Origin of the sequence: Allobosea sp. 67-29, assembly GCF_001898115.1 — a bacterium.
Taxonomy (GTDB): Bacteria; Pseudomonadota; Alphaproteobacteria; order Rhizobiales; family Beijerinckiaceae; genus Allobosea.
This window is the reverse complement of the sequence record NZ_MKSQ01000026.1, coordinates 414880-439415: the sequence shown is the minus strand read 5'-3', so window position 1 is coordinate 439415 and position 24536 is coordinate 414880. Positions and strand designations below refer to the sequence as shown.

The following is a 24536-nucleotide window of genomic DNA, read 5'->3' as shown; positions in this document are numbered from 1 at the left end:
GGCCTGCGCCCCGCTGCGCGCGCTGATGGCGCGCTATCGGCTCAAGGCGCCGCGAATGCCGCGAAGGCCTGCACCACCTTCTCGTAGACCGGCCGTTTGAACGGCACGACCAGCCGAGGCATCTCGGCAAGCGGCCGCCAGCGCCATTCGCTGAACTCGGGCGGCTCGTCGCCATTGGGCTTGGCGATATCCATCGCCGCGTCGTCGCCGGTGAAGCGGTACGCGACCCAGCGTTGACGCTGGCCCCGGAACGCCGAGAGCTTGTGCGGCGGGCCGTCATAGGGTGGAAAATCGTAGCTCCACCATTCGCCGGTCACGGCAAGCAGTTCGGTTTGCGTCACTCCCGTCTCCTCCTCCAGTTCGCGGCGGGCGGCGGCGTCGATGTCCTCATCGGGGTCGATACCGCCCTGGGGCATCTGCCAGTCGAAGCCCGGCAGGACGATCTCGGGGCCGGCGCTGTGCGAGCGGCCGGCGAAAACGAGGCCCTGCGCATTGAACAGGGCGATGCCGACATTGGGACGATAGGGGAGGCTCATGGCGCGAGCATCGGGCGGTGCCGAACGGATCGGAAAAGGGAGCTCAGTCGTCGCGCCTGGGCGCGACGCAGGCGAGCAGGCCCGGGAAGCGCTGCTCGATATCGTCCCGCCGCAACGCGTTCATCCGCGTCACGCCCTCGTTGCGGGTACGGATCAACCCGGCCTCGCGCAGCACGCGGAAATGATGGGAAACGCTGGATTTCGGCCGGTCGCCCTCCAGTGCCTGGCAGCTTTGCTCGCCCTCGGTCGCGAGCCGGCGAACGACTTCCAGTCGGAACGGGTCGCTCAACGCGTGGAAGACGTCTTCGAGCGCGATTTCTTCAGAGGCGGGCAGGCGGGCATGGCGCATGGACGCAGCCTATCACAAAGGTTTGAACTTGCCAAAGTTCGAAAAATATCGAACTATCGAAGCATCAAAACTCATTTGCACGGAGCCGCATCATGCCGGGCCTGTTCGATCCCTTCAGCCTGAAGGACATCACCCTTCGCAATCGCATCATCGCCTCGCCGATGTGCCAGTACATGGCGCAGGACGGCGTCGCGAATGAATGGCACCGGGCGCATCTTGCCGGGCTGGCGCGCGGCGGTGCCGGGCTGGTGGTGATCGAGGCGACCGGAGTCTCTCCGGAAGGGCGGATCACGCCCGGCTGCCTCGGGCTGTGGAACGACGGACAGGCGCAGGCGCTGGCGCCGATCGTCGCGGAGATGCGCAAGGCCGGTGCGGTCTCCGGCATCCAGATCGGCCATGCCGGGCGCAAGGCCAGCGCCAACCTGCCCTGGGAGGGCGACGACCATATCCCGGCCAATGACGAGCGCGGCTGGGAAACGATCGCGCCTTCTGCGGTCGCGCAGGGCGGCGGGCTTCCGCGCGTGCCGCGCGCGATGACCATGGCCGATATCGAGCGCGTGCGCGGCGATTTCGTCGCGGCGGCCGAGCGTGCCCGCGACATCGGCATCCAGTGGCTGAAGCTGCACTTCGCCCATGGCTATCTCGCGCAAAGCTTCCTGTCGCGGCATGCCAACAGGCGCGAGGACGCCTATGGCGGCAGCTTCGAGAACCGCAGCCGCTTCCTGATCGAGACGCTGGCGGCCGTGCGCAAGGTCTGGCCGGCGAACCGGCCGCTCTCCGCCCGGCTCGGCGTGATCGAGTATGACGGGCGCGACGAGGAAACACTGGCCGAGGCGATCGAACTGGTGAAGCGCTTCAAGGAGGAGGGGCTCGACTTCATCGACGTGAGCGTCGGCTTCTCGACCAACGAGGCGAAGATCCCGTGGGGTCCGGCTTTCCTGGCGCCCATCGCCGAGCGGGTGCGCCGCGAAGCCGGCCTGCCGGCCTCGACGAGCTGGTACATCAGCCAGCCCGAGCAGGCCGATGCGCTGGTGCGGGAAGGCAAGGTCGACCTCGTGACGCTCGGCCGGCCGCTGCTGGCCAATCCGCACTGGCCTTATGCTGCGGCACAGGCGCTCGGCGTCGAGAACCCGGCCTGGGCGACCTTGCCGCCGCCCTACGCACATTGGCTGGCGCGCTATCGCGCCGCCTGAAGTTCTTCATCCGTGCCGGGCGACGGAAGAGGAGGGGCTGCATGGCCCCTCCGATCATTCGCCCATCGCGATCAGGCTGGCGTTGCCGCCGGCCGCAGCCGTGTTGATCGTCACCGTCTGCTCGGTGGCGAAGCGCGTCAGGTAATGCGGGCCACCGGCCTTCGGGCCGGTCCCGGAGAGCCCGTGACCGCCGAAGGGCTGCACGCCGACCACCGCGCCGATGATGTTGCGGTTGACGTAGACATTGCCGGCCGAGAGGCGTTCGACGACACGTTCCACCGTCGCCTCGATGCGGGAGTGGACGCCGAGCGTCAGGCCGTAGCCGGTGGCGTCGATCGCGGCGATGACCTTGTCGAGCTCGCCAGCCTTCCAGCGCACGACATGAAGGACGGGGCCGAAATGCTCGGCGGTGAGGTCGCTCACCCGATCGAGCCTGACGATATGCGGCGCCACGAAGGTGCCGCCGAGATCGGGCACCTGCCCGGCCCAGGCAACACGGCCCTGCTGACGCATGGCGGCGAGATGACCGTCCAGGCGCTGCTTGGCGGCGGCGTCGATCACCGGGCCGATATGAGTGTCGAGACGGCGCGGATCGCCGAGCTTCAACTCCCTGGTCGCACCCTCGATCATCTCGATCATCTTGTCGGCGACGTCGTCCTGCACCACCAGAAGGCGCAGGGCCGAGCAGCGCTGGCCGGCCGAGCGGAAGGCCGACATCACGACGTCGTCACTGACCTGCTCGGGCAGCGCGGTCGCATCGACGATCATGGCGTTGAGGCCGCCGGTCTCGGCGATCAGCGGTACGATCGGCCCGTCCTTGGCGGCGAGCGCCCGGTTGATGCCGCGCGCGGTGGCGGTCGAGCCGGTGAAGGCGACGCCGGCCACGTCCTTATGCGCGACGAGGGCCGCGCCCGCCTCGGTGCCGCCGGGCACGAGATGGAGCGCCGTGGCCGGCACGCCGGCCTCGTGAAGGATCCTGACGGTGACGGCGGCGATGAGCGGCGTCTGCGGGGCGGGCTTGGCGACGACGCTGTTGCCCGCCACAAGCGCGGCCACGACCTGTCCGGCGAAGATCGCGAGCGGAAAGTTCCAGGGCGCGATGCAGACAAAGGCGCCGCGACCGCGCAGCACCAGCCGGTTCTCCTCGCCGGTCGGGCCGGGCAGAACGGTCGGCGCGGCGAAGTGCTCCTCCGCCTGGGCGGCATAGTAGCGACAGAAATCGACCGCCTCGCGCACTTCGGAGATCGCATCGTCGATGGTCTTGCCGGCTTCGCTTTGCAGCAGCGCGATCAAGAGGCCGCGACGGGCCTCCATCAGGTCGGCGGCCTTCCGCAGGGCCGCCGCGCGGATGCGGGCGGGCGTCTCGCTCCAGGCGCGGAAGCCCTTTGCGGCCGCTGCCATGGCGCGCTCGGCCGTTGCCGCGTCGGCCTCGATCGCCTTGCCGATCGGTTTGCCGTCGATCGGGGAGCGCACCTCGCGGGCGACACCGGGCTGGGGCTTTCCATCGATGATCGGCGCGGCATCCGGAAAGCTGCCGGCGGCGGCGATCTCCTTCAGCAGGCTATCGAGGCTCTCCTCATGGCCGAGCTCGGTGCCGGCCGAGTTCTTGCGCGAGGGGCCGTAGAGATCGGCCGGAAGCGGAATGCGGCGATGGCGGGCGGCACTGGGGCTGCCGATGATGTCGGCGGGGGCGAGCAAGAGCTGTGAAACCGGCACGTCGGGGTCCCCCGAGGCGCTGACGAAGGAGGAGTTGGCGCCATTCTCGAGCAGGCGCCGCACGAGATAGGCAAGCAGGTCCTGATGCCCTCCGACCGGCGCATAGGTGCGGCAGGCATAGCCGTCGTTCTCGCGCAGCAGCTTCTCGTAGAGCGCCTCGCCCATGCCGTGCAGGCGCTGGAACTCGAAGCCTTCGGCATTGCCCGCCATCTCGGCCACGGTCGCGACGGTCAGCGCGTTGTGCGTGGCGAATTGCGGGATGATGCGGGGCCTGAGCTTCAGGAGCTGGGCGGCGCAGGCCTCGTAGTTCAGGTCGGTCATCGCCTTGCGGGTGAAGACCGGATAGTCGGGCAGGCCGCGCTCCTGGGCGCGCTTGAGCTCAGTGTCCCAATAGGCGCCCTTGACCAGTCGCACCATCATGCGCCGGTTATGCATCTCGGCTAGCCGACCCATATGGTCGATCACCGCCGAGGCGCGCTTCTGATACGCCTGAATGGCAAGGCCGAAGCCGTCCCAGCCGTCGAGCGAGGTGTCGGCGAAGACGGCATCGATCACATCGAGCGAGAGTTCGAGCCGGTCCGCCTCCTCGGCATCGATGGTGAAGTTGAGATCGTAGCTCTTGGCCTGGCGGGCGAGCGCGATCGCCTTCGGCACCAGCTCGGTCATCACCCGCTCATGGCTCGTCGCCTCGTAACGTGGGTGCAGCGCCGAGAGCTTGACCGAGATCCCCGGGCGGTTCGGCAATCGGTCGTTGCCAGCCGAGCGGCCGATCGCGTCGATCGCAGCGGTATAGGAGGTGAAGTAGCGGTCGGCATCGGCCTGCGTGCGCGCGCCCTCGCCCAGCATGTCGAAGGAGTAGCGATAGAGCTTGCCCGTGCCGGAGCGGGCACGCTTCAGCGCCTCCTCGATGGTCTGGCCAAGGACGAAGTGATTGCCCATCACGCGCATGGCCTGACGTGTCGCGGTGCGCACGGTCGGGACGCCCAGGCGCTTGGCCAGGCTGCTGACGATGCCTGTCGGCGTCTCGCCCGGCTGGATGACGCGCGCAGTGATGCCGAGCGCCCAGGCCGAGGCGGACACCAGGAACGCATCCGACTTGGCTTCATGATGAGCGAAATCGCCCTGGCCGAGCTTGTCCTCGATCAGCCGGTCGGCGGTGGCGGCGTCGGGCACGCGCAACAGCGCTTCCGCCAGGACCATCAGGGCGAGGCCCTCCTTGGTCGAGAGCGAATATTCCCGCAGCAGCTCCTCGATGCCGCCCAGACCGGCCTTGCGAGTGCGGATCGCCTCGATCAGTCCGGTGGCGCGCGCATCGATCCGGGCCTTGGCGGCCGGATCACGGCGGCTGCCCGCGAGCAGCCGGCCGGCGATGGTGCCGTCATCCTCGGCATAAGGCGCGCGGAAGGGCGGGAGGGTGGGGGTTGCCATGAACAGGCTCCGGCAAGGCGATCGGTGATATCTGAAGGATGGTCGCAGTCTTGCCGGATATCAATTGGCATTGCTGGCGTTGCTGGTTTACATTTCTCTATAAAAATCGATATCGATAGAGATTTATCATGATTGACCGTACGGATCGCCGCATCCTGTCGCTGCTGCAGGCCGATGGCCGGATCGCGGGGGTGGAGCTGGCCGAGAAGGTCGGCTTGTCCCCGACCGCCACGGGGGAGCGGCTGAAGCGACTGACGCGGGACGGATACATCACGGGCTATCGCGCCACGCTCGATCCGGCGAAGCTGGGATTGCACCTCCTCGTGTTCGTCGAGGTCTATCTCGACAAGACGACGCCTGATGCTTTTGAGCGTTTCGCGGCGGCGGTGAAGCGAGCGCCGGAGGTGCTGGAATGCCATATGGTCGCCGGTGGCTTCGACTATCTCGTCAAGACTCGTGTGGCCGACATGAACGCTTACCGCCACTTCCTCGGCGAGGTCCTGCTGGCCCTGCCGGCAGTGCGCGAGACACGCACCTATGCCGTCATGGAGGAGGTCAAGACGGACGGTGCGCTGCCGCTCTGACGGGCATGTCGAAAGTCGTGGCGATGTTGACGTGATTTCAACGCGTTGTGATGTCAGGATGCTTTCGGAAGCAGCTCGGGGTCGGCGAGATGGGCCGGGCCGGTGTCTCCAGGGGAGTTTTCGAGGTTCAGATGCCGGTGCTTTCGCGTCGCGTACTCGTTCCGCTCTCGCGCCGCGCCTTCATCGCGTGGGCCGGCGCCGCCGCATCGGGCCTGGCCAGCCGAGAGGTGCGGGCGGCCGCGCCGATCCGCTTTCTGCTGGACTGGCGCATCGAGGGGCCGACGGCATTGCTGCTTGCCGCCCAGGAGAAGGGCCATTTCCGCGATGAGGGGCTGGAGGTGCGCTTCGAGACGATCAACGGATCGCGCCAGGCTCCCGCTCAACTGGCCTCGGGCGATTTCGAGGCCGCGTTCGGCGATATCAATGCGCTGATCCGCTTCCGCGATGCGAATGCCGGGCAGGACCCAAAGGCGGTGATGATCGTCCACGACCGGGCGCCTTTCGCGATCATCGGGCGACGCAGCCGCGGGATAACCCCGCTGCCTGCAAGCCTCGAGGGGCGGAGGCTCGGCGCCCCCGCGGGCGATGCCGCCTTCGCGCAGTGGCCGATCTTCAGCAAGCTGAACCGGATCGACGAAGGCAAGGTGAAGCTCGAGAACATCGGTTTCGCCGTTCGCGAGCCGATGCTGGGCTCGGGCGAGGTCGACGGCTTCTTCGGCTATGGCCCATCCTCGCTTCCCAGCCTGAAGGCACGCGGCGTGCCCGCCGACGACCTCGTTGAGATGTCGATGGCCGATCACGGGCTGCTGCTCTACGGCCATGCCGTCATGGTCTCGGCGAAGTTCGCGGCCAGCGAGCCGGGTGCGGTGCGGGGGTTGCTGCGCGCGATCCTGCGCGGGATCCGGGACGTCGCCGCGGATCCCGAGTTCGGTGTGCAGTTGATCGTCCGACGGGCCGAGAATGCCCAGCCGGCCGTCGAGCGCGAACGACTCGTCCTGACGCTGGAGCAGAACGTCCTGACGCCCCATGTCAGGCAGCACGGAATCGGCGCGGTCGATCCCGTGCGCTGGGGGCAGGCCCTGGACCAGCTCGCGCTGGCGCAGCCCTTCAAGGACAGGGGGCGTGCTGCGGACAGCTTTACCGACGCCTATCTTCCGGCCATGGACGAACGGCTGTTCTGACAAGCGCCACACGCAGTCCCGCCTGGCCGATCCGGTGGTGACAGCGCCGGGAGAGGTGCCTATCTTGCGGCGCCTTTTTCACCGGATCCCGGTTCGTTGCATCTGCCCGACCAGCCTGACCATGCCCGCCTTCGCGATGCCTTCCGCTGGCGAATCCCCGATCGCTACAACATCGCCGTAGACGTCTGCGACCGCTGGGCGCGCGCCGAGCCGGAGCGTCCGGCCATCATCGAGGTCTCGAAAGACTGGCAGGTCGCGCCTGTCAGCTATGGCTGGTTCCGCGAGCATTCGAACCGGCTCGCCAATGCGCTGCAGGCCCGCGGCGTCACGCGGGGAGACCGCATCGCGATTCTGCTGCCGCAGGGACGTGCCGTCCTGACGGCCCATCTCGCAGCCTACAAGCTCGGCGCCATCGCGGTGCCGCTGGCGGCGTTGTTCGGCGTCGACGCGCTGGCCTACCGGCTGGCGGATTCGGGCGCCAAGGTCGTCGTGACGAATGAGGCCGGGCTGGCGAAGCTGCGCCAGATTCGCGAGCCCTTGCCCGATCTGGCGCTCACCATCTCGACCGATGGCCGCGATGGCAGCACCGAGGATTGGGAGGCATTGCTCGCCGGCGCGAGCCCGCAGTTCACGCCCCTCGATACGACGCCCGACGATCCGGCGCTGATGATCTACACCTCTGGGACGACCGGCAATCCGAAGGGGGCCCTGCATGGCCACCGCGTGCTGCCGGGCCATCTGCCGGGCGTGCAGATGCCGCACGAGTTCATGCCGCGACCGGGCGATCTCGCCTGGACGCCGGCGGACTGGGCCTGGGCCGGCGGGCTGCTCAACATGCTGCTCCCGGCGCTGCATTTCGGCGTCGCGGTGGTGGCGCGGCCGGTGACGCGCTTCGAGCCGGACGAAGCCTATCGGCTGATGCAGGACCTCGGTATCCGTAACGCCTTCGTGCCACCGACCGCGCTCCGGATGCTGCGTGGCGCCGGCAGTCCACAGGGGCGCTTCAAGCTGAACCTCAGGACGGTCGCCGCCGCGGGCGAGGCGCTCGGCGCCGAGACCCTGGAATGGGGTCGCGAGGCGCTCGGCCTGACCATCAACGAGGCCTATGGCCAGACCGAATGCAATCTCGTGCTGGCCTCGAGTGCCGCGCTCGGCGTCAGCCGGCCGGGGGCGATCGGCAAGGCGGTGCCGGGGCATGAGGTGGCGATCATCCGGACGGATGGTACGGTCTGCGCTGCCGGCGAAGAGGGTCAGATCGCGGTGCGCCGGCCCGACCCGGTGATGTTCCTCGGCTACTGGAACAACCCGGCCGCCACGGCGGCAAAATTCATCGGCGACTGGATGACGACCGGCGACGAGGGTGTGCAGGACGAAGACGGGTATTTCCGCTTCATCGGCCGCGACGACGACGTCATCACCTCCTCCGGCTATCGGATCGGGCCGGGCGAGATCGAGGATTGCCTGCTCCGGCATCCGGCCGTGGCGCTGGCGGCGGCGGTCGGCAAGCCCGATGCGCTGCGCACCGAGATCGTCAAGGCCTTCGTGGTGCTCAAGCCGGGTCGCAGTGCCTCCTCCGCCCTCGTCTCGGAGTTGCAGAATTTCGTCCGGGCGCGGCTCGCGGCGCATGAATACCCGCGCGAGATCGCTTTCCGCGACGAGCTGCCCATGACCACGACGGGCAAGATCATCCGCCGCCTGCTGCGCGCGGAGGCCTGAAGGCCCGCTCAGGCCGGCTGGACGGCATCCGTGCGGGCCTGCTGACCGAGGAAGGCGGCCCAGAGCCGCTGGACGGTCTCCTCCTCGACATCCTTGACGATCAGGACGAGGCGGGAGCGCCGGTCGCTGTCCGGCCACGCGTCGAGGCGGATCGGCGGATGCAGGATCTGCTGCACGGCATGCACCAGCAGCGGCCGTTCCGGCTGGTCGGCGAGCTGGACGAGGCCTTTGAGCCGCAGCAGGCGCGGCCCGTGGATCGAGCGCAGCAGCGTCCAGAACAGGTCGAAGGTCTGCTGCGCCACCGGGTGCTCGGCGGTCAGCGCGAAGGCGCGGATCGCGGCGTCGTGGCGGTTGACGTCGTGCGCGGCCTGGCCGTGACGGTGCTCATGGCCGTGGTGGTGGTGATCATGATGAGCGTGGCCGTGATGACCCGGCAGGGCATCTTCCGCCAGCCAGTGCCGCAGCGCGTGGGGCCGCTGTGCCAGATTGTAGAGGCCGGCGCCCAGCAGCGTCGAGGCCGCCGCATCCGGTGGCAGGATCCCGATGCCGGGATTGAGCGCCAGCAGGCGGGAGCGCAGGGCCGCGACGCTTTCGGGTGCGGCGATATCCGTCTTGGTCAGCACGAGCCGGTCGGCGGCGACGACCTGCCGGCGCGCTTCCTCATGGGCGTCGAGCGTCGCCATCCCGTTGACCGCGTCGACCAGCGTCACGACGCCGTCGAGCCGGAAGCGCATGGCGAGATAGGGATGGTTGATCAGGACGTTGAGGATCGGCGCGGGGTCGGCAAGGCCTGTCGTCTCGATGACGAGCCGGGAGAACGCGCCGATACGGCCATTGTCGCGGCGGCGAAGCAGGTCTTCCAGCGTGACGATCAGATCGTCGCGGATGGTGCAGCACAGGCAGCCGGATTCGAGCAGAATCATGTTGTCCGCGACGCCCTCGACCATGAGATGGTCGAGCCCGACCTCGCCGAACTCGTTGATGAGCACGACGGTGTCGGCCAGGGCCGGGTCCCTCAACAGGCGGTTGAGCAGGGTCGTCTTGCCGGCGCCGAGGAAGCCGGTGAGCAGCGTCAGGGGAATGGGGGCGGGGCGGGCGGGGTCGCCGGTCATCACGTTCAAAGGCCTCAGGCGGGCAGGGGACGTCGCCGCGTTTGTTCTAATATTACATTAGCGGTCAGTGCCGCGATGACAAGGCCGCCGCCGGCATATTGCAGTGCGCCCAGCCTTTCGCCGAGGACGACGGCGGCGATCGCGACGGCGACGATCGGCTCGGCACAGAAGGCGAGACCGGCGGGTCCTGGAGCGATGCGCGCCAGCGCCAGGATCTGAAGGACGAAGCCGATCAGATAGCCGCCATAGGTCACGGCAACCGCCAGGGGAGCGAGCAGGAAGGCTTGCGGCGGCAGGATACCGCCGGTCAGAACCACGATTGCGAGCGCAACCGGCAGGATCACGACATGCGACCAGAACAGCTTCGGCATCGTGGCGATCGCAGCGCAGCGGGAGGCGGCGAAGAACTGGGCCGCGGCGGCCACGCTGGCGAGCCCCGCCAGCGCCAGCCCGCGTGGATCGAGCCCGCGCAGGTCCGGCCCGACCACCAGCGCGATGCCGAGGAAGGCGACCAGCGCCACGGCGAGCCTGTCGGCCCGGAAGGCGCTCCGCGTCAGCAGCGGCTCGGCCAGGACGATGAGCATGGGGTAGGTGTAGAAGATGACGGCCGCGACCGAGACCGGGACGAAGGCGACCGAGGAGAGATAGGCTATTCCGACCAGCGCGGTCGTGACGCCGAACAACAGCACCGGTCGGCGCTGGTGCCGGAGGAGGGCGAGCCGGGTACCGGCGAGCAGCGCGACGCCGCCCACGAGCACCAGCATGATGAGGACGCGGTAGAACACCAGCAGCGGGCCGCCGAGCCCGGCGGCGCCGGCGATCTGGGCGCTGACTATATTGGTGCCGAAGGCTGCCGCCGACATAAAGGCGAGAAGCAGGCCCCCGCCTTCATTCGTCCGCCCCTCTGCCAATCAGGCCTCCGACGCTGTTCAGGCGTCGCCGCCCTTGCCCTTGGCTTTCGCCGTGGGTTTGGGCTTCGCGGCGGCCTCGGACCGCTTGGGTTTCGCGGGAGGAATCTTCAAGGCTTTCGTCCTGGCTGGCTGCGCCTTGGCGTTCGGCCTCGCCGCCGGCTTGATGCCCGCCGCGGCGGAGGGGCGCAGGCTCGCAGCCGTCGCCTTGCCTGGCTGGACGGCTCCCTGAAGGCGCATCGGCCCGGATTCGAACGCATCGCTCGGCGGCTGGACCGGCTCCCCGGCCGGCGCGAAAGCGCTGGTGCCGCGCGGAATGGCGCCATTGGCCGAAGCGGTGCGCGGGATGGCGCCGCCGACCAGGCCGGCGGCGACGGGAGCGCTCGGCTCGATGGTCGGAGCGGCCCCGCGCGCCACGCGGGAGGCGGGCTGTGCCGCCACATTGGCCGCGAGCGGCGCGCTGGCCGAGCCGGCGGTGCGCCCGAAGGACACCTGCACCGGCACCGTCTCGGCCCGCGGACCGAGTACGATGCGGCCACGCGGCGAGCGCCTGGCGACCGGCGCGGCGGATTGGGGCGCCACGGTGGCGAAGCGGCCGCCATCCGGCTCATTGCCGCTGAGCGGCGCGGTGCCGGAAATCGGACCGTTGGAATCGGCATCGTCGGCGAGGGCGACGCCGCCGCCGCGATGGCGGACATCGTCGCAGATGTTGGGCGCGCGGGTTCCGCTGGGCGCCAGCGCGGCGACGTTGCTGCCCATTCCGCCCCAGCGGCTGAAGCCTTCGTCGAGGAGCTGCGCGGCCTTGACCGTGCGCTCGGTGCCCGAGAGCGAGCCGAGCACCACCGCGATGAGCGTGCGCCCGCCACGGCTCGCCGTCGCCACCACGTTGAAGCCGGAGGCGCAGGTGAAGCCGGTCTTCATGCCGCCGATGCCGGGATACCGGCCGACCAGCCCGTTGGTGTTGTGGATGATCTGCTTGCCGAGCTGAACGGCGGAGGTGTTCCAGTAGCCGGAGTATTCCGGGAAATCATGTATCAGCGCCATGGCGAGCACTGCGAGGTCCCGGGCGCTGACCTGCTGGTCCGGGTTGTCCCAGCCGTTCGGGTTCATGAAGCGGGTGTCGCGCATGCCCAGGCGCTGGGCCTCGGCGTTCATCATGCCGACGAAGGTCGGAACGTCGCCGCCGACGCCCTCGGCCACGACATAGGCGATGTCGTTGGCCGATTTGACCATCATGATCCGCAAGGCGTTGTCGAGCGTGATTTCCTGCCCGGGCTTGATGTAGACCTTCACGCGCGGCTGGCTGGCGGCCAGTTTCGAGGCCGGGATGGCCGTCTCCAGCCCGATGCGGCCCTCGCGCACCGCCTTCAGCGCCAGATAGATCGTCATCATCTTGGCGGTGGAGGCCGGGCGCCAGGCCTGGGTGGCGTTCTCGGCGGAGAGGACCTCGCCGCTGGCCGCATCGACCACGAGGCTGGCCCCAGCGAAGGCGGGCACCGTGAAGGCGAGGCCGAAGACAAGCGAGGCGGCGGCGAGGCGGGATGCGATCATCGGCGGGTCTTGAACCTGTCTTGTCTTGAACGGAGCTTGGCGGCGCAGGGTTCAACGCGACGCATGCGGCATTTTCGAGACGACGGGCGCAGATCTCCGCCCAGCAATTCATACCTGCATGCATACCTACCCTCAGCGCAGCGATTTGCCTAGCCGCCCGCTCCGGTCCAGAAGCGACGCTGCGTTGTCCATTTGCGGGGCTCATCGGCGTGCCTATCGGCTTTCTCTGGATACCGGCGACGATCCTCGCCTCGCTGCTGCAGACGGCGCGCAATCTGGCGCAGCGCTCGCTGACCGACGTGATCGGCGTCGTCGGTGCGACGCAGGTGCGCTTCCTGTTCGGGCTGCCCTTCGCGCTGATATTTCTGGGCGCGGCCTGCCTCGCGCTGCGAACGCTGCCGCCGGCGATCGGACCCGCGGTCCTGGGCTACGCGGCCTGGGGGGCGCTCACGCAGATTGCCGCGACGGCGCTGATGCTGGCGGCGATGCGCGAGCGCTCCTTCGCCGTGACGACGGCCTATACCAAGACCGAACCCGTCCAGGTCGCGGTCTTCGGTGCGCTGCTGCTGGGCGACCCGCTCAGCCCCTTGAAATTCCTCGCCATCGCCATCGCGACGGCCGGGGTCATCGTCGTCTCGTGGAAACCGGGCGAGAAGCTGACGCGGGCCGGCATGCGCCCGGCGCTGCTCGGCATCGTCTCCGGCGCCTGCTTCGCGCTTTCGGCCGTTGGCTTTCGCGGCGCGATCCAGGCCCTGCCCGAGGGCAGCTTCCTGATACGCGCCTCGACCATCCTCGTGCTCGGCCTCGCGATGCAGACCGTGCTGCTGACGCTCTACATGCTGATCGCCAATCGGCCGGCGCTGGTGCTGAGCCTGCGCAACTGGCGCCGTTCGCTCTCGGCCGGCTTCCTCGGCGCCGCGGCCTCGCAGTTCTGGTTCATCGGCTTTTCGCTGACCAGCGCGGCCAATGTCCGCACGCTCGGCCTGATCGAGGTGCCGCTGGCGCAGATCGCCTCGCGCAGGCTCTTCGCGGAGGGCACGAGCCGCCGCGAGATTCTGGGCATGGCGATGATCGTCGGCGGTGTCGGCCTCCTGCTTCTGCTGTCCCTGCGATGACGCCGCGGCGCGCTTGGCGCGGGTGGCGAAAGCACGCTAGTGCTGAAGCCGAACGCCGTCGGCCGATCTGCGCACGCCGATCATGCGCGGATACCGCCTTGCGGGATCGGCCGGTGCTGCCAAGATAACGTGTAAATGCACAGTAAGGGAGATTTCGCCATGAGCGCTGCGATCGTCGGCTGGGCCCACACACCGTTCGGCAAGCAGGATGCCGAGACTGTCGAAAGCCTGATCGTCCGCGTCGCCACCGACGCGCTGGTCGATGCCGGCATCACCGCCGACCAGGTCGACGAGATCGTGCTCGGCCACTACAACGCCGGCTTCTCGGCGCAGGATTTCACCGCGTCGCTGGTGCTGCAGGCCGATCCGGCGCTGCGCTTCAAGCCGACCACGCGCGTCGAGAACGCCTGCGCCACCGGCTCGGCCGCCGTGCATCAGGGCGTGCGCGCCATCAAGGCGGGCGACGCGAAGATCGTGCTCGTCGTCGGCGTCGAGCAGATGACCAAGACGCCGGGCGCCGAGATCGGCAAGAACCTGCTGAAGGCTTCCTACCTCCCCGAGGACGGCGAGACCCAGGGCGGCTTCGCCGGCGTCTTCGGCAAGATCGCGGCCGCCTATTTCCAGCGCCATGGCGACCAGTCCGACGCGCTGGCCATGATCGCGGCCAAGAACCACAAGAACGGCGTCGAGAACCCCTTTGCGCAGATGCGTAAGGACCTCGGTTATGCGTTCTGCCGCGAGGAGAGCGAGAAGAACCCCTATGTTGCCGGGCCGCTGAAGCGCACCGACTGCTCGCTGGTCTCGGACGGCGCCGCCGCGATCGTGCTTGCCGATGCCGAGACCGCCCTGCAGATGCGCCGCGCGGTCGGCTTCCGCGGCATGGCCCATGTCCAGGATTTCCTGCCGATGTCGAAGCGCGACATCCTGAAGTTCGAGGGCGGGGCGCTCGCTTGGCAGAAGGCGCTGGCCGATGCCGGCGTGACGCTCGGCGACCTCTCCTTCGTCGAGACGCATGACTGCTTCACCATCGCCGAGCTGATCGAATACGAGGCGATGGGCCTGACCAAGGAAGGCGAGGGCGCGCGGGCCATCAAGGAAGGCTGGACCCAGAAGGACGGCAAGCTGCCGGTCAACGTTTCCGGCGGCCTCAAGGCGAAGGGCCATCCGATCGGCGCCACCGGCGTGTCGATGCATGTCCTCTCCGCCATGCAGCTCACCGGCGAGGCGCCGGAGGGCATGCAGCTCGAGGAGCCGCGGCTCGGGGGCATCTTCAATATGGGCGGCGCGGCGGTCGCGAACTACGTCTCCGTGCTCGAACGCATCAAGTGACACGGGCGCCTCGGGTGGGTGAAACCTCCCGGGGCGCGGACGTCCAGACAGGGCCTTTGCCGGAGCGCGGGCCGCCAAGCGAAAGCGACCCTTCGTGACGAGCTTCGTCGTCCTGCTGCTGGCCTACATCCTGAGCCAGTTCTTCCGGTCGTTCCTGGCTGTTGTCTCCGGCGATCTCGTGCGGGATCTCGGTCTCGATCAGGGGCAGCTGGGCAGCCTGCAGGCCGCCTGGCTGATCGCCTTCGCGCTCTCGCAGTTCCCGGTCGGCTATGCACTCGACCGGATCGGTCCGCGGCGAACGCTGGCCGGGTTCCTTCTCGCCGCCGTGGCGGGGACGGTCCTTTTCGGCCTGTCGCAAAACTATGTCGCGGCCTTGACGGCCCTCGCGCTCATCGGCGTCGGCTGCGCGCCGATCCTGATGGCCGGCTTCTATCTCGCCGCGCGGCTCTATTCGCCCCGGCATTTCGCGACGATGTCGTCGCTTCTGATCGGCTTCGGCGCCATAGGCGATCCGCTGAGCGGGGCGCCGCTCGCTTATTTCCTGGCCGCCTATGGCTGGCGTGCGACCGTCTTCGGCCTGGCCGGGATCGTGGCGCTGACGGCGCTGCTCGTGGTGCTTCTGCTGAAGGACCCGCCGCCGCTCTCCGGTTCCACGCATCGGCCCGCCTCGCTGCTGGGAGGGGTCTGGCAGATGGTGACGAAGCGGGCGCTCTGGCTGATCCTGCCCTTCACCTTCGTGAGCTACGGCGTCACGATCTCGATGCGCGGCCTGTGGATCGCCCCCTACCTGCAGACGGTGCACGGCTTCGACCTCGCCGCGACGAGCTATGCGGCGATGGCGATGGGAGGGTCGATCGCGATCGGCGCGCTGCTGGTGCTGCCGCTCTATCGACGCATCGGCGCCAAGGCCACGGTCGTCGCCTGTGCCCTTGCGGTGGTCGCGGCCTTCTTCGCGCTGGCGCTCTGGGGAGCGGACTCGTCCCGCCTGTCGGTCGCGCTGCTCCTCGTCATCGGGCTGTTCGGCGTCACCTATGCCGTGGTGATGGCGCATGCGCGCGCCTTCATGTCGCCCCAGGAGATCGGCCGCGGCGTGACCTTCATGAATTTCGTCTTCATGGGTGGAGCCGGCGTGATGCAATGGGTGTCGGGGCGCCTGGTGAACGCGCTCGACAGGCAGGGCCACGAACCGCAGGCGACCTTCGCCTGGCTTTTCGTCTTCATGGGCATGGCCCTCGCCGCGGCTCTCGCCCTCTACGTGGCGTCGCCGGCCGAGTCCAAGGCGGGCACCCCGGCGGCGGCCTAGCCTTCAGCCTTCGTCCGGCGCCTTCGCGGAGATGGCGAGGGCGTGGACCCGCTCCGCCAGCTCCTCGGCCAGCGCGGCGTTGACCAAGCGGTGACGCTCCAGCCGGCTCTTGCCCCGGAAGGCTTCCGATACGATATTGACCCGGAAGTGAGTCTCTCCGCCTTCGCGCCAGCCGCCATGGCCGTGATGCTGGTGCGATTCATCGATCACCTGCAGGGTCCGTGGCGCGAACACCGCACCGAGCTTGTTCGTGATCCTGTCAGCCATCGTGGTCATGATCGTGCCACCGTTGCGATGATCTTCGTGACAGTCCGGCGCGTGCATGTTGCGTTGCACTTGCCGGCCTGTCTTCCGCGTCTCATAACCATTCGACGATGAACATCAACTCACGCCTTTTCGATCGCATCAGGATCGGCGCTTCCGAGGCGGAAGCGGTTGTCGATGGCGATGGGCCGCGTTGCGACCACCCCGGCTGCGCGCGCGGCGGGGAATTCCGCGCACCCAAGGGGCGCGGGCGCGAGGGCCAGTTCTTCCGTTTCTGCATGGAGCACGTGAAGGAATACAACGCCTCCTACAACTACTTCGCCGGGATGGACGACGACGCTCTCGCCGCCTACCAGAAGCAGGAGGAAATCGGCCATCGGCCGACCTGGAAGCTCGGCGTCAACGCTTCGGCCGCGCGGATGTCGCAGCGCGGGCGCCTGCGCAACGGCGAGGCCGGGCCGGACATGCACGACGCCTTCAACCTGTTCGGCGCCCGGCGGGCGCAGCAGGCGGCCCGCCAGGAGCCGCGCGTCGGCGTGCTGGCGATGAAGTCCCTCGAGACGCTCGGTCTCGACGACAGCGCCGATTCCGCTGCGATCAAGGCCCGCTACAAGGAACTGGTGAAGCGCTTCCACCCGGACGCCAATGGCGGAGACCGGTCGCGCGAGGGCACGCTCCAGGAGATCCTGAAAGCCTATCAGCAGCTCAAGAGCGTCGGTATGGTCTGACCGGCCGGGCGGACTTCGCCCGCCGGGCGAAGCGAGAGCCGGAGGCGAGATCATGACGGATGTGGTGCAGGCGCCGCCCGATGCGGCCGAGCGGCGCGCGAAGCCGGCGGTCGTGGTCTATCCGAATGGCACGCTGCCCCCTCCGGACATGGCGATGTTGGCAGCCGCGCGCGCCAACCTCCGCAAGGTTGACGAGATCATCGTGCCGCCGCGCGAAGGCGGCAGCTTCCGGGTGCCGAGGGGGTATTTCTTCCGGATCGTCAGCACCGAGGGGCCGCAGGTGGGCGACCTCAACCTCTGGAACGCGGACGACCTGTCCGAGCGCTTCTTCAGCGGCAAGACGCGGGCGTTGCATGCGACGCATGTCTCGACCGGCGACCGGCTCTGGAGCTCGCTGCCCTATCTACGTCCGATGGCGACGATCACCCATGACACGCTGGGCTGGTATGGCTGGGACCAGGACGGCGCCGGGATCCACGACGTGATCGGCACGCGCTGCGACCCCTATACCCATCGCCTGCTCGGCGGCGGTGACTACCACCGCTGCTGCCATTCCAACCTGTCACGGGCGCTGGGCGCGGCGACGGGCAAGCCGGCGCACGAGGTCGAGCACCTCGTCCACGACGTGCTCAACGTCTTCATGTGCACGGGCTTCACCCACGATACGCATCAGTACTTCATGAAGGCGAGCCCAGTACGACCGGGTGATTTCATCGAATTCTTCGCCGAGATCGACCTGCTCGGCGCGCTCTCCGCCTGCCCGGGCGGCGATTGCGGGGCGACGCATTCGAGCGATGCCGCTGCCTGCCACCCGCTCAAGGTCGAAATTCTCGCGACGGAGCCGGAACTTCTCACGGGCTGGAGGCCGCCCGAGCGAAGCTCCTACGGCAGAAGCCATGGAGAGTAGTAGGCGGGCGCCTACCCCTTTCGCTGTGCCGTCAGCCCGGCGACATCGGCGATGATGCCGTCCAATGCGAAATCCTTGGGCGTGTAGACCCTCGCGACGCCCATGTTGCGCAGCGCGTTCTCGTCGTCGGGCGGGATGATGCCGCCGACCACGACGGGTACGTCCATGCCGGCGACGCGCAGGCGCGCCGTCACGTCGCGCACCAGCGGCAGATGCGAGCCGGAGAGGATCGAAAGGCCGATGATGTCGGCTTCTGTCTCCTTGGCCTGGGTGACGATTTCCTCGGGCGTCTGGCGTATGCCGCCATAGCTCACACTCATCCCGGCGTCGCGCGCCCTGACCGCAATCTGCTCGGCGCCGTTGGAATGGCCGTCGAGGCCGGGCTTGCCGACAAGGAAGCGCGGAGGTCGGCCGAGGCGCTGCGTCGCCTTCTCGACCGCCGCCCTGGCCGTGGCGAGGCCGGTCGCGTCGCCGAGCCTGGTGGTGTCGACGCCGGTGGGTGCGCGGTATTCGCCGAAGATCTCGCGCAGGGTCTGCGCCCATTCGCCGGTGGTGACGCCGGCCTTGGCGCAGGCGATCGAGGCCGGCATGACGTTGCGGCCTTCGCGGGCGCTCGCGGCAAGCTCGGCCAGCGCAGCTTCGGCCACCCTGGCATCGCGGGCGGAGCGCCAGGCCTTAAGACGGCCGATGGCTTCGATCTCGACCGAATCCGGCACGGTGACGACGGCGCCGTCGCCCGCCGAGAGCGGGGAGGGCTCGCTGTTGGTGAATTTGTTGACGCCGACGACGATCTGCTCGCCGCGCTCGATCGCTTCGATGCGGCGCGCGCCGCTTTCGACCAGCGCCTGCTTCATGTAGCCGCTCTCGACGGCCGCGAGCGCGCCGCCCATGTCGTCGATCTTCGCCAATTCCTCCAACGCGGCGGCCTTGAGGGCGTCGACCTTGGCCTCGATCACGGTCGAGCCGTCGAAGATGTCGCCGAACTCGAGCAGGTCGGTCTCATAGGCCAGCACCTGCTGCATCCTCAGCGACCATTGCTGGTCGAAGGGGCGCGGCAGGCCGAGCGCCTCGTTCCAGGCCGGGAGCTGGACCGCGCGGGCGCGGGCCTTCCTGGACAGCGTCACGGCCAGCATCTCGATCAGGATGCGGTAGACGTTGTTCTCGGCCTGCTGCTCGGTCAGGCCGAGCGAATTGACCTGCACGCCATAGCGGAAACGGCGGTGCTGCTCCTCGGCGATACCATACCGGCCCAGCGTGATCTCGTCCCAGAGCTCGGCGAAAGCCCGCATCTTGCACAGCTCGGTGACGAAGCGCATGCCGGCATTCACGAAGAAGGAAATGCGGCCGACCGTGGCGGGGAAATCCGCCGGGTTCACCTCCGGCCGGGCGCGGATCGAATCCAGCAGGGCGATGGCGGTGGCCAGCGCGAAAGAGAGTTCCTGCACCGGCGAGGCACCGGCCTCCTGCAGATGGTAGGAGCAGACATTCGTCGGGTTCCATTTCGGCAATTCGCTTGCCGTGAAGACGACGATATCGGTGGTGAGCTGCATCGAGGGTCGCGGCGGGAAGACATAGGTGCCGCGCGAGAGGTATTCCTTGACGAGGTCGTTCTGGGTCGTGCCCTGCAGGAGCTTGCGGTCGGCGCCCTGCTCATCCGCGACGGCGATGTAAAGCGAGAGCAGCCAGGCTGCGGTCGCATTGATCGTCATCGAGGTGTTCATCTGCGCCAGCGGAATCTGGTCGAACAGGCTGCGCATGTCGCCGAGATGGCTGATCGGCACGCCGACCTTCCCGACCTCGCCGCGCGCCAGCACATGGTCCGGATCGTAACCCGTCTGCGTCGGCAGGTCGAAGGCGACGGAGAGGCCCGTCTGTCCCTTGGCGAGATTGGTGCGATAGAGCCTGTTGGATTCCGCTGCGTCGGAATGGCCGGCATAGGTGCGGAAGATCCAGGGCTTGTCGCGCCCGGCCGTCTGCTCGCCGTGTCGTCCGGTCGCGGTCATGGCGTTTTCCCGTTCTGCAGAGCAATCTAAAATGTTGCACTGCGGCGAAGATAAAGCCAGAGCGATGGCGATGTCGCCTGCGACGTTAGGCGCACAGGCCAGACGACCGCGGCCGGCCGGGCGCGCCGGCGCAGGGCCGCTTCATCGCGAACCGTTCGGTGGGCCGTGGCAGGCGAGTAGCGGCTATTCCGCGATGATCGTGCCGCGCATCGGCGACGGTGGCGGCAGCAGCGCCGCGAGGCGACGATCGACCTTGGGCGGGGCGATGAAGGCGCGCTCGGTCTTCTTCGGCAGGTCGAGGTCGAGTGGCCGGTCCGGAGGGAGCGGCGCGTTCCTGACCAGCTGAACGGCCGGGGAATTGAACTTCGCCGCCTCTGCGGCCGGCGCCTGCGGCGCGAAGGCAAGAGGGGCCGCTGCGAAGGCGGCGGAGGCGACCGAAGCGGTGGAGGAGGCGGTCGCCAGATGGGCGGAAGAGGCCGGCTCCGACGCCGATGCGAGCTGGAAGCTCGGCTCCTCATAGATGCGGCGACGCTCCGGCCGCTCGCCCTTCAGGTAAAAGGCGTTGCCACCGGCCACCGTCACATAGTGCATGTTGGTGTAGGAGAAACGCAGCCCGGCGGTGTGGAAATGCTTGGCTTGGCCTACGGCGGAGTTGCGGCGACCGTCGAGAATCTCGTCCGCAATCGCCTCGATCTTCGGCAGCACCTTTTCGGTCATCGGGCGCGTCAGGACACCGGACGCAAACTGGCGCGGGGCGCCGACGACGCCACAGATCGTCTCCGGGTATCGCGGTGATTCGACGCGGTTCATCACCACCGTTCCGACGCCGAGCAGACCGGCCTCGCTCGACCGGTTCGATTCGAAATACATCGCGCGGACGAGACAATCCTTCTCGCGCGGATTGGCCTTGGCCAGCGCGACCGCGCGCTTGCGGGCCTGGACCGCGTCCTTGGCGGCCGGGGCGGGCGCCGTGCTGGTCGAGGCCGTCTCGACAGGAGATAGGCTGCAGGCCCCGAGCATGGGAGCCGCCAGCGAGATCAGAAGCGGGATCGCCTTGCTGCCATGCCGGCGGATGCCACCGGAACGAAGACCATGCACAGCGATCGCGGCCCGCTTCATGCGGCAACCTCCTGAGTTCGGGATCATGGGCTGCCAGGGCGGCGCACCGGGATCTCCGGCAAGGAACCGCGAATTCCTTAACAGAAAGTTAATCCGGGAAGAAAGGGGGTAACGGCGGCGGGCCGTGCGAGGCGGCAGGCCGGGAGCGCCGGTGCTCCGGCTAAGACTATGCCTGGCAAATGAAAATGCAGATGCCCCGGCCGGAAAATTTTCGTCCGCACCGCCGTCTGGTCATGCCGGAGGCCGCCTGCCGGATGCCTGTCCGCGAATCTGCCGTTACGGCATTCTCGGCCGTCGGGCCCGCGTTCGCGCCTCCTGCGGGACCGGCCGCGTTCGCGACGCTTCCCGGATGCTAGTTCTGCGAGTCCGGCAGCCGCGGCAGCGGCACGAAAGCCACGCCTTCGTCATGCAACATCCTGGCATCGTCGGGTGTCGCCTCGCCGTAAATGGCGCGCTCTTCCGTTTCGCCGTGATGAATCTTCAGCGCCTCCTCGGCGAAGCGCCTTCCGACATGCTCTGCGTTATCGTGGACATGTCGATGCAGCGCCGCGACCATCTCGCGCAGCGCCTTTTCCTTCTCGCTCATCAGGGCGACCGGCGCCGGTGCTGCCGCGTGAGCGGCAGGCTCTCCCGCCGGCTCGGGAGCCTTGGGGCCGCGATCGGTCCGCGAGACGTTCGGCGCCATGACGGCGCGCTCGACCTTGGCGCTGTCGCAGACGGGGCAGGTGACGAGTCCGCGTTTCGCCTGGTTCTCGAAGCTCGCCGAGGTCGAGAACCAGCTTTCGAATTCGTGAGCCTGGTCGCAGATGAGGGCGTAACGGATCATATCGCTTCTGTCCGGCGGGGCACCTTGGCGCTTGCGGCAAAATGGGTGTTCCGGAACCAAGCGGCAAGGTGGCGGGCGGAGCTCTGGGTCAGGCCGCCAGCAGTTGGTCGAGCTTACCGCGCGCATCGAGCGCGTGGAGATCGTCCGAGCCGCCGATATGCGTCCCGCCGATGAAGATCTGCGGCACGGAGGTGCGTCCGCCGGCCCGTGCCGTCATCGCCTGGCGCAGGCCCGGCCCCGCCTCGACATCGATCTCCTCGAATGCCACGCCCTTCTTCGACAGCAGGGCCTTGGCGGATTTGCAATAGGGGCACCAGGAGGTGGTGTAGATCGTGACCGGCGGCATCAAGGCGGGCCTTCATCGAGGTTGCGTCAACCCTCATGTAGTGCGTCGTCAGCCATCCGTCACGACCCGCGCGAAACTGAGCAGGTCGACCTGCCTCGCACCGCCCCTGAGCAGCGCGCGCGCCGCGGCATTGGCCGTCGCGCCGGTCGTCAGGACGTCGTCGACGAGCAGGACATGCCGGCCTTCCAGCTGTGGCCGCGCTTCCTCGGGCACGCGGAAGGCGCCTTGCAGATTGTCGGCGCGCTGTACGCGCGACAGCCCGACCTGCCGGCGTGTGCGCTTGGCCCGAACCAGCAGGTTCGGCCGAAGCGGCAAGCCCGACTTCTCGGCCACGATCGCGGCCAGCAGGGCGGCCTGGTTGAAGCGGCGGCTCCACAGCCGGGTGCGATGCAGCGGCACGGGCACGGCGAGATCGGCATCCGCGACGAGGTCGCGTCCGGCCTGCAGCATCATGCGCCCAAGTGTCAGGGCAAGCTCGGTGCGATCGCCGTATTTCAGCTTGTGCACCAGCTCGCGCGCAACCCCGTCGAAGCGGCAGACCGCGCGCGCCCGGGCGAAGACGGGCGGATTCGCGATCGCAGCGGGAGAGATCAGCCCCGGGCCGAGATCGACGGCGAAGGGCGTGCCGAGGCGTTCGCAATAGGGGCGCTCGATGAAGGCGATTTCGCCCCAGCAATGCGGGCAAAGCGCCTGGGCCTCGCCGGTCGCGGCCCGGCATGCGACGCAGACCGGCGGATAGATCAGGGCGACCAGGCTGCGCCATCCGGCTCGCAGGGTTCGGTGGGCCGGTTCGAGCAGCCTGCCGCGAGCGGCCGCATAGGCAGGGCGGGCGCGAGCGGGATCGTTTCCATCCCCGGCAGCCGCGAGCCGGCCCGCATCCTCACATTCGGCAGGTGGCTGCTCCGTCATCGCACGCTGGAACCCATTCCGTTGCTCCGACCGGCGCCGGCACGGCTCGATCTGCAGCAGCCCCCCAGCTTTGGCGCTTGCGGCAAGAAGGGCAATCGCAAAAACGTCGCTGCGCGCGTTCCATCGATGATACCCTGTCGCGGAACGCTGCCGCGATGACGCCCGGCTGGCCGCACGAATCCGAGGGGAGCGCGTGAGTTCGTGGGACAAGCCTGACAGCCCGTCCGCAGAGCCGGCAGCAGGCCAATACTCGGCACCCCGGGCCGGCCGCTATGGGAATCGCGAGGTCCGACGCGCGGCGGCGTTCGCCAAGCCGCGACGGCCTTGACCCCGGCGGCTGGAGCCCGCGAGCGGCCGGTCCAGAGCCCGTCCGATGGCGGCGATCTTTTCTGGCGGGCTTGCGAAAAAGGAGTTGCGGTGCCGCGACGCTCCGACTAAATAGCGCCCTCGACCGGCGCTGCTCCCTTCGTCTAGCGGTCTAGGACGTCGCCCTCTCACGGCGAAAACAGGGGTTCGAGTCCCCTAGGGAGCGCCATTTCCGGACTCGTGATCCTTCGAACAATCCGGGCATGAGGTCGCCTGCTTCCAGGGGCCTCGACCATCGCGGCCGCATTATCCGAACAGGAAATGCCAAGCTCCATAGCCGATCAGGCCGAGCCACAGGGTCATTGCGGCGGTCGCTATCGCCAGGAACATCGGCGCGATCAGACGGTCCTTCATTCCGCTCAGCTCCTGTCTTCCTGGCGACGATAGGCCGGCCGAAGCGGCCCCTCAGACCCCTGGGGCCGGACCTTGGCCCAGTGTCCATGCTTCGCGCCGCCTGGCGTCATCTGATCCGATGATGCCGAAAGCACCATAGATGGCCGCGGCCGATGCCGCCCGCGTCCGCATGGCGAACGTCGTCGTTTCGTCGCGTGGCGCTCACCGCGGCGAACCCGGCCGGTCGCGGCCGGACTGTGAATCGTCGCGCGACGCGGGTGGTTCCGCGTCGCCGCCGTCTCGGTCCGTCTTGCCTGGCCTGATCGGAACCGGCTCCGTCCGGGGAACGAGCGTCGGCTTCGGGAAGCGGACCTCGCGTTCCTTGCGGCGCCGGTTCTGGGCCCGCTTCTTCTTGGCTAGATGCGCGGCTTGCGAAAGCCGGTTGTGCTTCTTCACGACAGGTCCATCAGGGTGTTCCGGCCGACAGCAACTGATGCAGGTGCAGCGCGGTCAGCCCGATGAAGACGGCAAGGCAGAGCTCGATGAGCCGGCGCATCGCTTCCGCTTCGCGGAAGGCGGTGTGTGCAGCCTGGCTGCGGCGGAATGGTCTCGGCTGTCTCATCTCGATGCGCTCCCCCGGGAGCCGGTGGCCATTGGGCTCGACGCCGCGCCACCTCACCTGACGCCCCATCCCAACAGCATGGGGCCAGCGCG

At 68.3% G+C, this 24536-nt stretch carries 22 protein-coding genes and 1 tRNA gene; 10 read left to right on the top strand and 13 right to left on the bottom strand.

What is annotated here, in order from left to right; genetic code table 11:
- Positions 1-41: 41 nt before the first annotated feature.
- Both BGO20_RS21135 and BGO20_RS21130 read right to left on the bottom strand, forming a co-directional pair.
- Positions 42-536, bottom strand: coding sequence for an RNA pyrophosphohydrolase (locus BGO20_RS21135; RefSeq protein WP_291659434.1), 495 nt, complete (start codon positions 534-536; stop codon positions 42-44).
- Positions 537-579: 43 nt separating this feature from the next.
- On the bottom strand, positions 580-885 hold the full coding sequence (locus BGO20_RS21130) for an ArsR/SmtB family transcription factor (RefSeq protein ID WP_291659433.1): 306 nt from the start codon (positions 883-885) through the stop codon (positions 580-582).
- Positions 886-977: 92 nt separating this feature from the next.
- Between BGO20_RS21130 and BGO20_RS21125 the strand changes: the two genes are divergently transcribed.
- Positions 978-2078, top strand: coding sequence for an NADH:flavin oxidoreductase/NADH oxidase (locus tag BGO20_RS21125; RefSeq protein WP_291659432.1), 1101 nt, complete (start codon positions 978-980; stop codon positions 2076-2078).
- 54 nt (positions 2079-2132) lie between these two features.
- Here the strand turns inward: BGO20_RS21125 and putA are convergent, their stop codons facing one another.
- On the bottom strand, positions 2133-5222 hold the full coding sequence (putA, locus tag BGO20_RS21120; protein WP_291659431.1) for a bifunctional proline dehydrogenase/L-glutamate gamma-semialdehyde dehydrogenase PutA: 3090 nt from the start codon (positions 5220-5222) through the stop codon (positions 2133-2135).
- Between the two features lie 125 nt (positions 5223-5347).
- On the opposite strand from putA, the gene BGO20_RS21115 reads away from it, so the two are divergent.
- The 3 genes from BGO20_RS21115 to BGO20_RS21105 all read left to right on the top strand — a co-directional run bounded on the left by BGO20_RS21115 (position 5348) and on the right by BGO20_RS21105 (position 8703).
- Entirely contained in the window at positions 5348-5806 is a 459-nt protein-coding gene (locus BGO20_RS21115; RefSeq protein WP_291659943.1) for an Lrp/AsnC ligand binding domain-containing protein, read from the top strand.
- A gap of 131 nt (positions 5807-5937) precedes the next feature.
- Positions 5938-6987, top strand: coding sequence for an ABC transporter substrate-binding protein (locus BGO20_RS21110; protein WP_291659430.1), 1050 nt, complete (start codon positions 5938-5940; stop codon positions 6985-6987).
- A gap of 96 nt (positions 6988-7083) precedes the next feature.
- Positions 7084-8703, top strand: coding sequence for an AMP-binding protein (locus tag BGO20_RS21105; RefSeq protein WP_291659429.1), 1620 nt, complete (start codon positions 7084-7086; stop codon positions 8701-8703).
- 8 nt (positions 8704-8711) lie between these two features.
- On the opposite strand, the gene BGO20_RS21100 is transcribed toward BGO20_RS21105, so the two are convergent.
- The 3 genes from BGO20_RS21100 to BGO20_RS21090 are packed head-to-tail and all read right to left on the bottom strand — an operon-like array spanning position 8712 to position 12274.
- Positions 8712-9815 (bottom strand): CobW family GTP-binding protein, encoded by a 1104-nt coding sequence (locus tag BGO20_RS21100; RefSeq protein ID WP_291659428.1) that lies wholly within the window; start codon positions 9813-9815, stop codon positions 8712-8714.
- Positions 9816-9829: 14 nt separating this feature from the next.
- A complete protein-coding gene (locus BGO20_RS21095; RefSeq protein ID WP_291659427.1) occupies positions 9830-10726 on the bottom strand; it encodes a DMT family transporter in 897 nt (298 codons plus the stop codon).
- A gap of 18 nt (positions 10727-10744) precedes the next feature.
- Entirely contained in the window at positions 10745-12274 is a 1530-nt protein-coding gene (locus tag BGO20_RS21090; RefSeq protein ID WP_291659426.1) for a serine hydrolase, read from the bottom strand.
- Positions 12275-12483: 209 nt separating this feature from the next.
- Here BGO20_RS21090 and BGO20_RS21085 point away from each other — a divergent pair, with 209 nt between their 5' ends.
- The 3 genes from BGO20_RS21085 (at position 12484) to BGO20_RS21075 (ending at position 16021) form a co-directional block, all read left to right on the top strand.
- Complete coding sequence (locus BGO20_RS21085; protein WP_291659425.1) at positions 12484-13389, top strand: DMT family transporter; 906 nt, start codon at positions 12484-12486, stop codon at positions 13387-13389.
- Positions 13390-13548: 159 nt separating this feature from the next.
- The gene (locus BGO20_RS21080) at positions 13549-14718 is read left to right on the top strand and encodes an acetyl-CoA acetyltransferase (protein ID WP_291659424.1); all 1170 of its coding nucleotides are present in this window, start codon (positions 13549-13551) and stop codon (positions 14716-14718) included.
- Positions 14719-14812: 94 nt separating this feature from the next.
- Positions 14813-16021 (top strand): MFS transporter, encoded by a 1209-nt coding sequence (locus BGO20_RS21075; RefSeq protein WP_291659423.1) that lies wholly within the window; start codon positions 14813-14815, stop codon positions 16019-16021.
- A 3-nt stretch (positions 16022-16024) separates the two neighbouring features.
- Here BGO20_RS21075 and BGO20_RS21070 read toward each other — a convergent pair whose 3' ends face one another.
- The gene (locus tag BGO20_RS21070; RefSeq protein ID WP_291659942.1) at positions 16025-16297 is read right to left on the bottom strand and encodes a BolA family protein; all 273 of its coding nucleotides are present in this window, start codon (positions 16295-16297) and stop codon (positions 16025-16027) included.
- A gap of 98 nt (positions 16298-16395) precedes the next feature.
- On the opposite strand from BGO20_RS21070, the gene BGO20_RS21065 reads away from it, so the two are divergent.
- Entirely contained in the window at positions 16396-17013 is a 618-nt protein-coding gene (locus BGO20_RS21065) for a J domain-containing protein (protein WP_291659422.1), read from the top strand.
- 52 nt (positions 17014-17065) lie between these two features.
- Complete coding sequence (locus BGO20_RS21060) at positions 17066-17920, top strand: urea carboxylase-associated family protein (protein ID WP_291659421.1); 855 nt, start codon at positions 17066-17068, stop codon at positions 17918-17920.
- Between the two features lie 11 nt (positions 17921-17931).
- Here BGO20_RS21060 and BGO20_RS21055 read toward each other — a convergent pair whose 3' ends face one another.
- The 5 genes from BGO20_RS21055 to BGO20_RS21035 all read right to left on the bottom strand — a co-directional run bounded on the left by BGO20_RS21055 (position 17932) and on the right by BGO20_RS21035 (position 23012).
- Positions 17932-19923, bottom strand: a complete 1992-nt coding sequence (locus tag BGO20_RS21055) for a protein meaA (protein WP_291659420.1) — start codon at positions 19921-19923, stop codon at positions 17932-17934.
- Positions 19924-20106: 183 nt separating this feature from the next.
- The gene (locus tag BGO20_RS21050) at positions 20107-21042 is read right to left on the bottom strand and encodes a cell wall hydrolase (protein WP_291659419.1); all 936 of its coding nucleotides are present in this window, start codon (positions 21040-21042) and stop codon (positions 20107-20109) included.
- Between the two features lie 352 nt (positions 21043-21394).
- Positions 21395-21868, bottom strand: coding sequence for a DUF1178 family protein (locus BGO20_RS21045; protein WP_291659418.1), 474 nt, complete (start codon positions 21866-21868; stop codon positions 21395-21397).
- Between the two features lie 88 nt (positions 21869-21956).
- Positions 21957-22214 (bottom strand): glutaredoxin 3, encoded by a 258-nt coding sequence (grxC, locus tag BGO20_RS21040; RefSeq protein WP_291659941.1) that lies wholly within the window; start codon positions 22212-22214, stop codon positions 21957-21959.
- 48 nt (positions 22215-22262) lie between these two features.
- The gene (locus tag BGO20_RS21035; RefSeq protein ID WP_440141658.1) at positions 22263-23012 is read right to left on the bottom strand and encodes a ComF family protein; all 750 of its coding nucleotides are present in this window, start codon (positions 23010-23012) and stop codon (positions 22263-22265) included.
- Positions 23013-23582: 570 nt separating this feature from the next.
- On the opposite strand from BGO20_RS21035, the gene BGO20_RS21030 reads away from it, so the two are divergent.
- Positions 23583-23658 (top strand) — tRNA-Glu (locus tag BGO20_RS21030).
- 630 nt (positions 23659-24288) lie between these two features.
- On the opposite strand, the gene BGO20_RS21025 is transcribed toward BGO20_RS21030, so the two are convergent.
- A complete protein-coding gene (locus tag BGO20_RS21025) occupies positions 24289-24444 on the bottom strand; it encodes a hypothetical protein (RefSeq protein WP_291659416.1) in 156 nt (51 codons plus the stop codon).
- Positions 24445-24536: the final 92 nt, after the last annotated feature.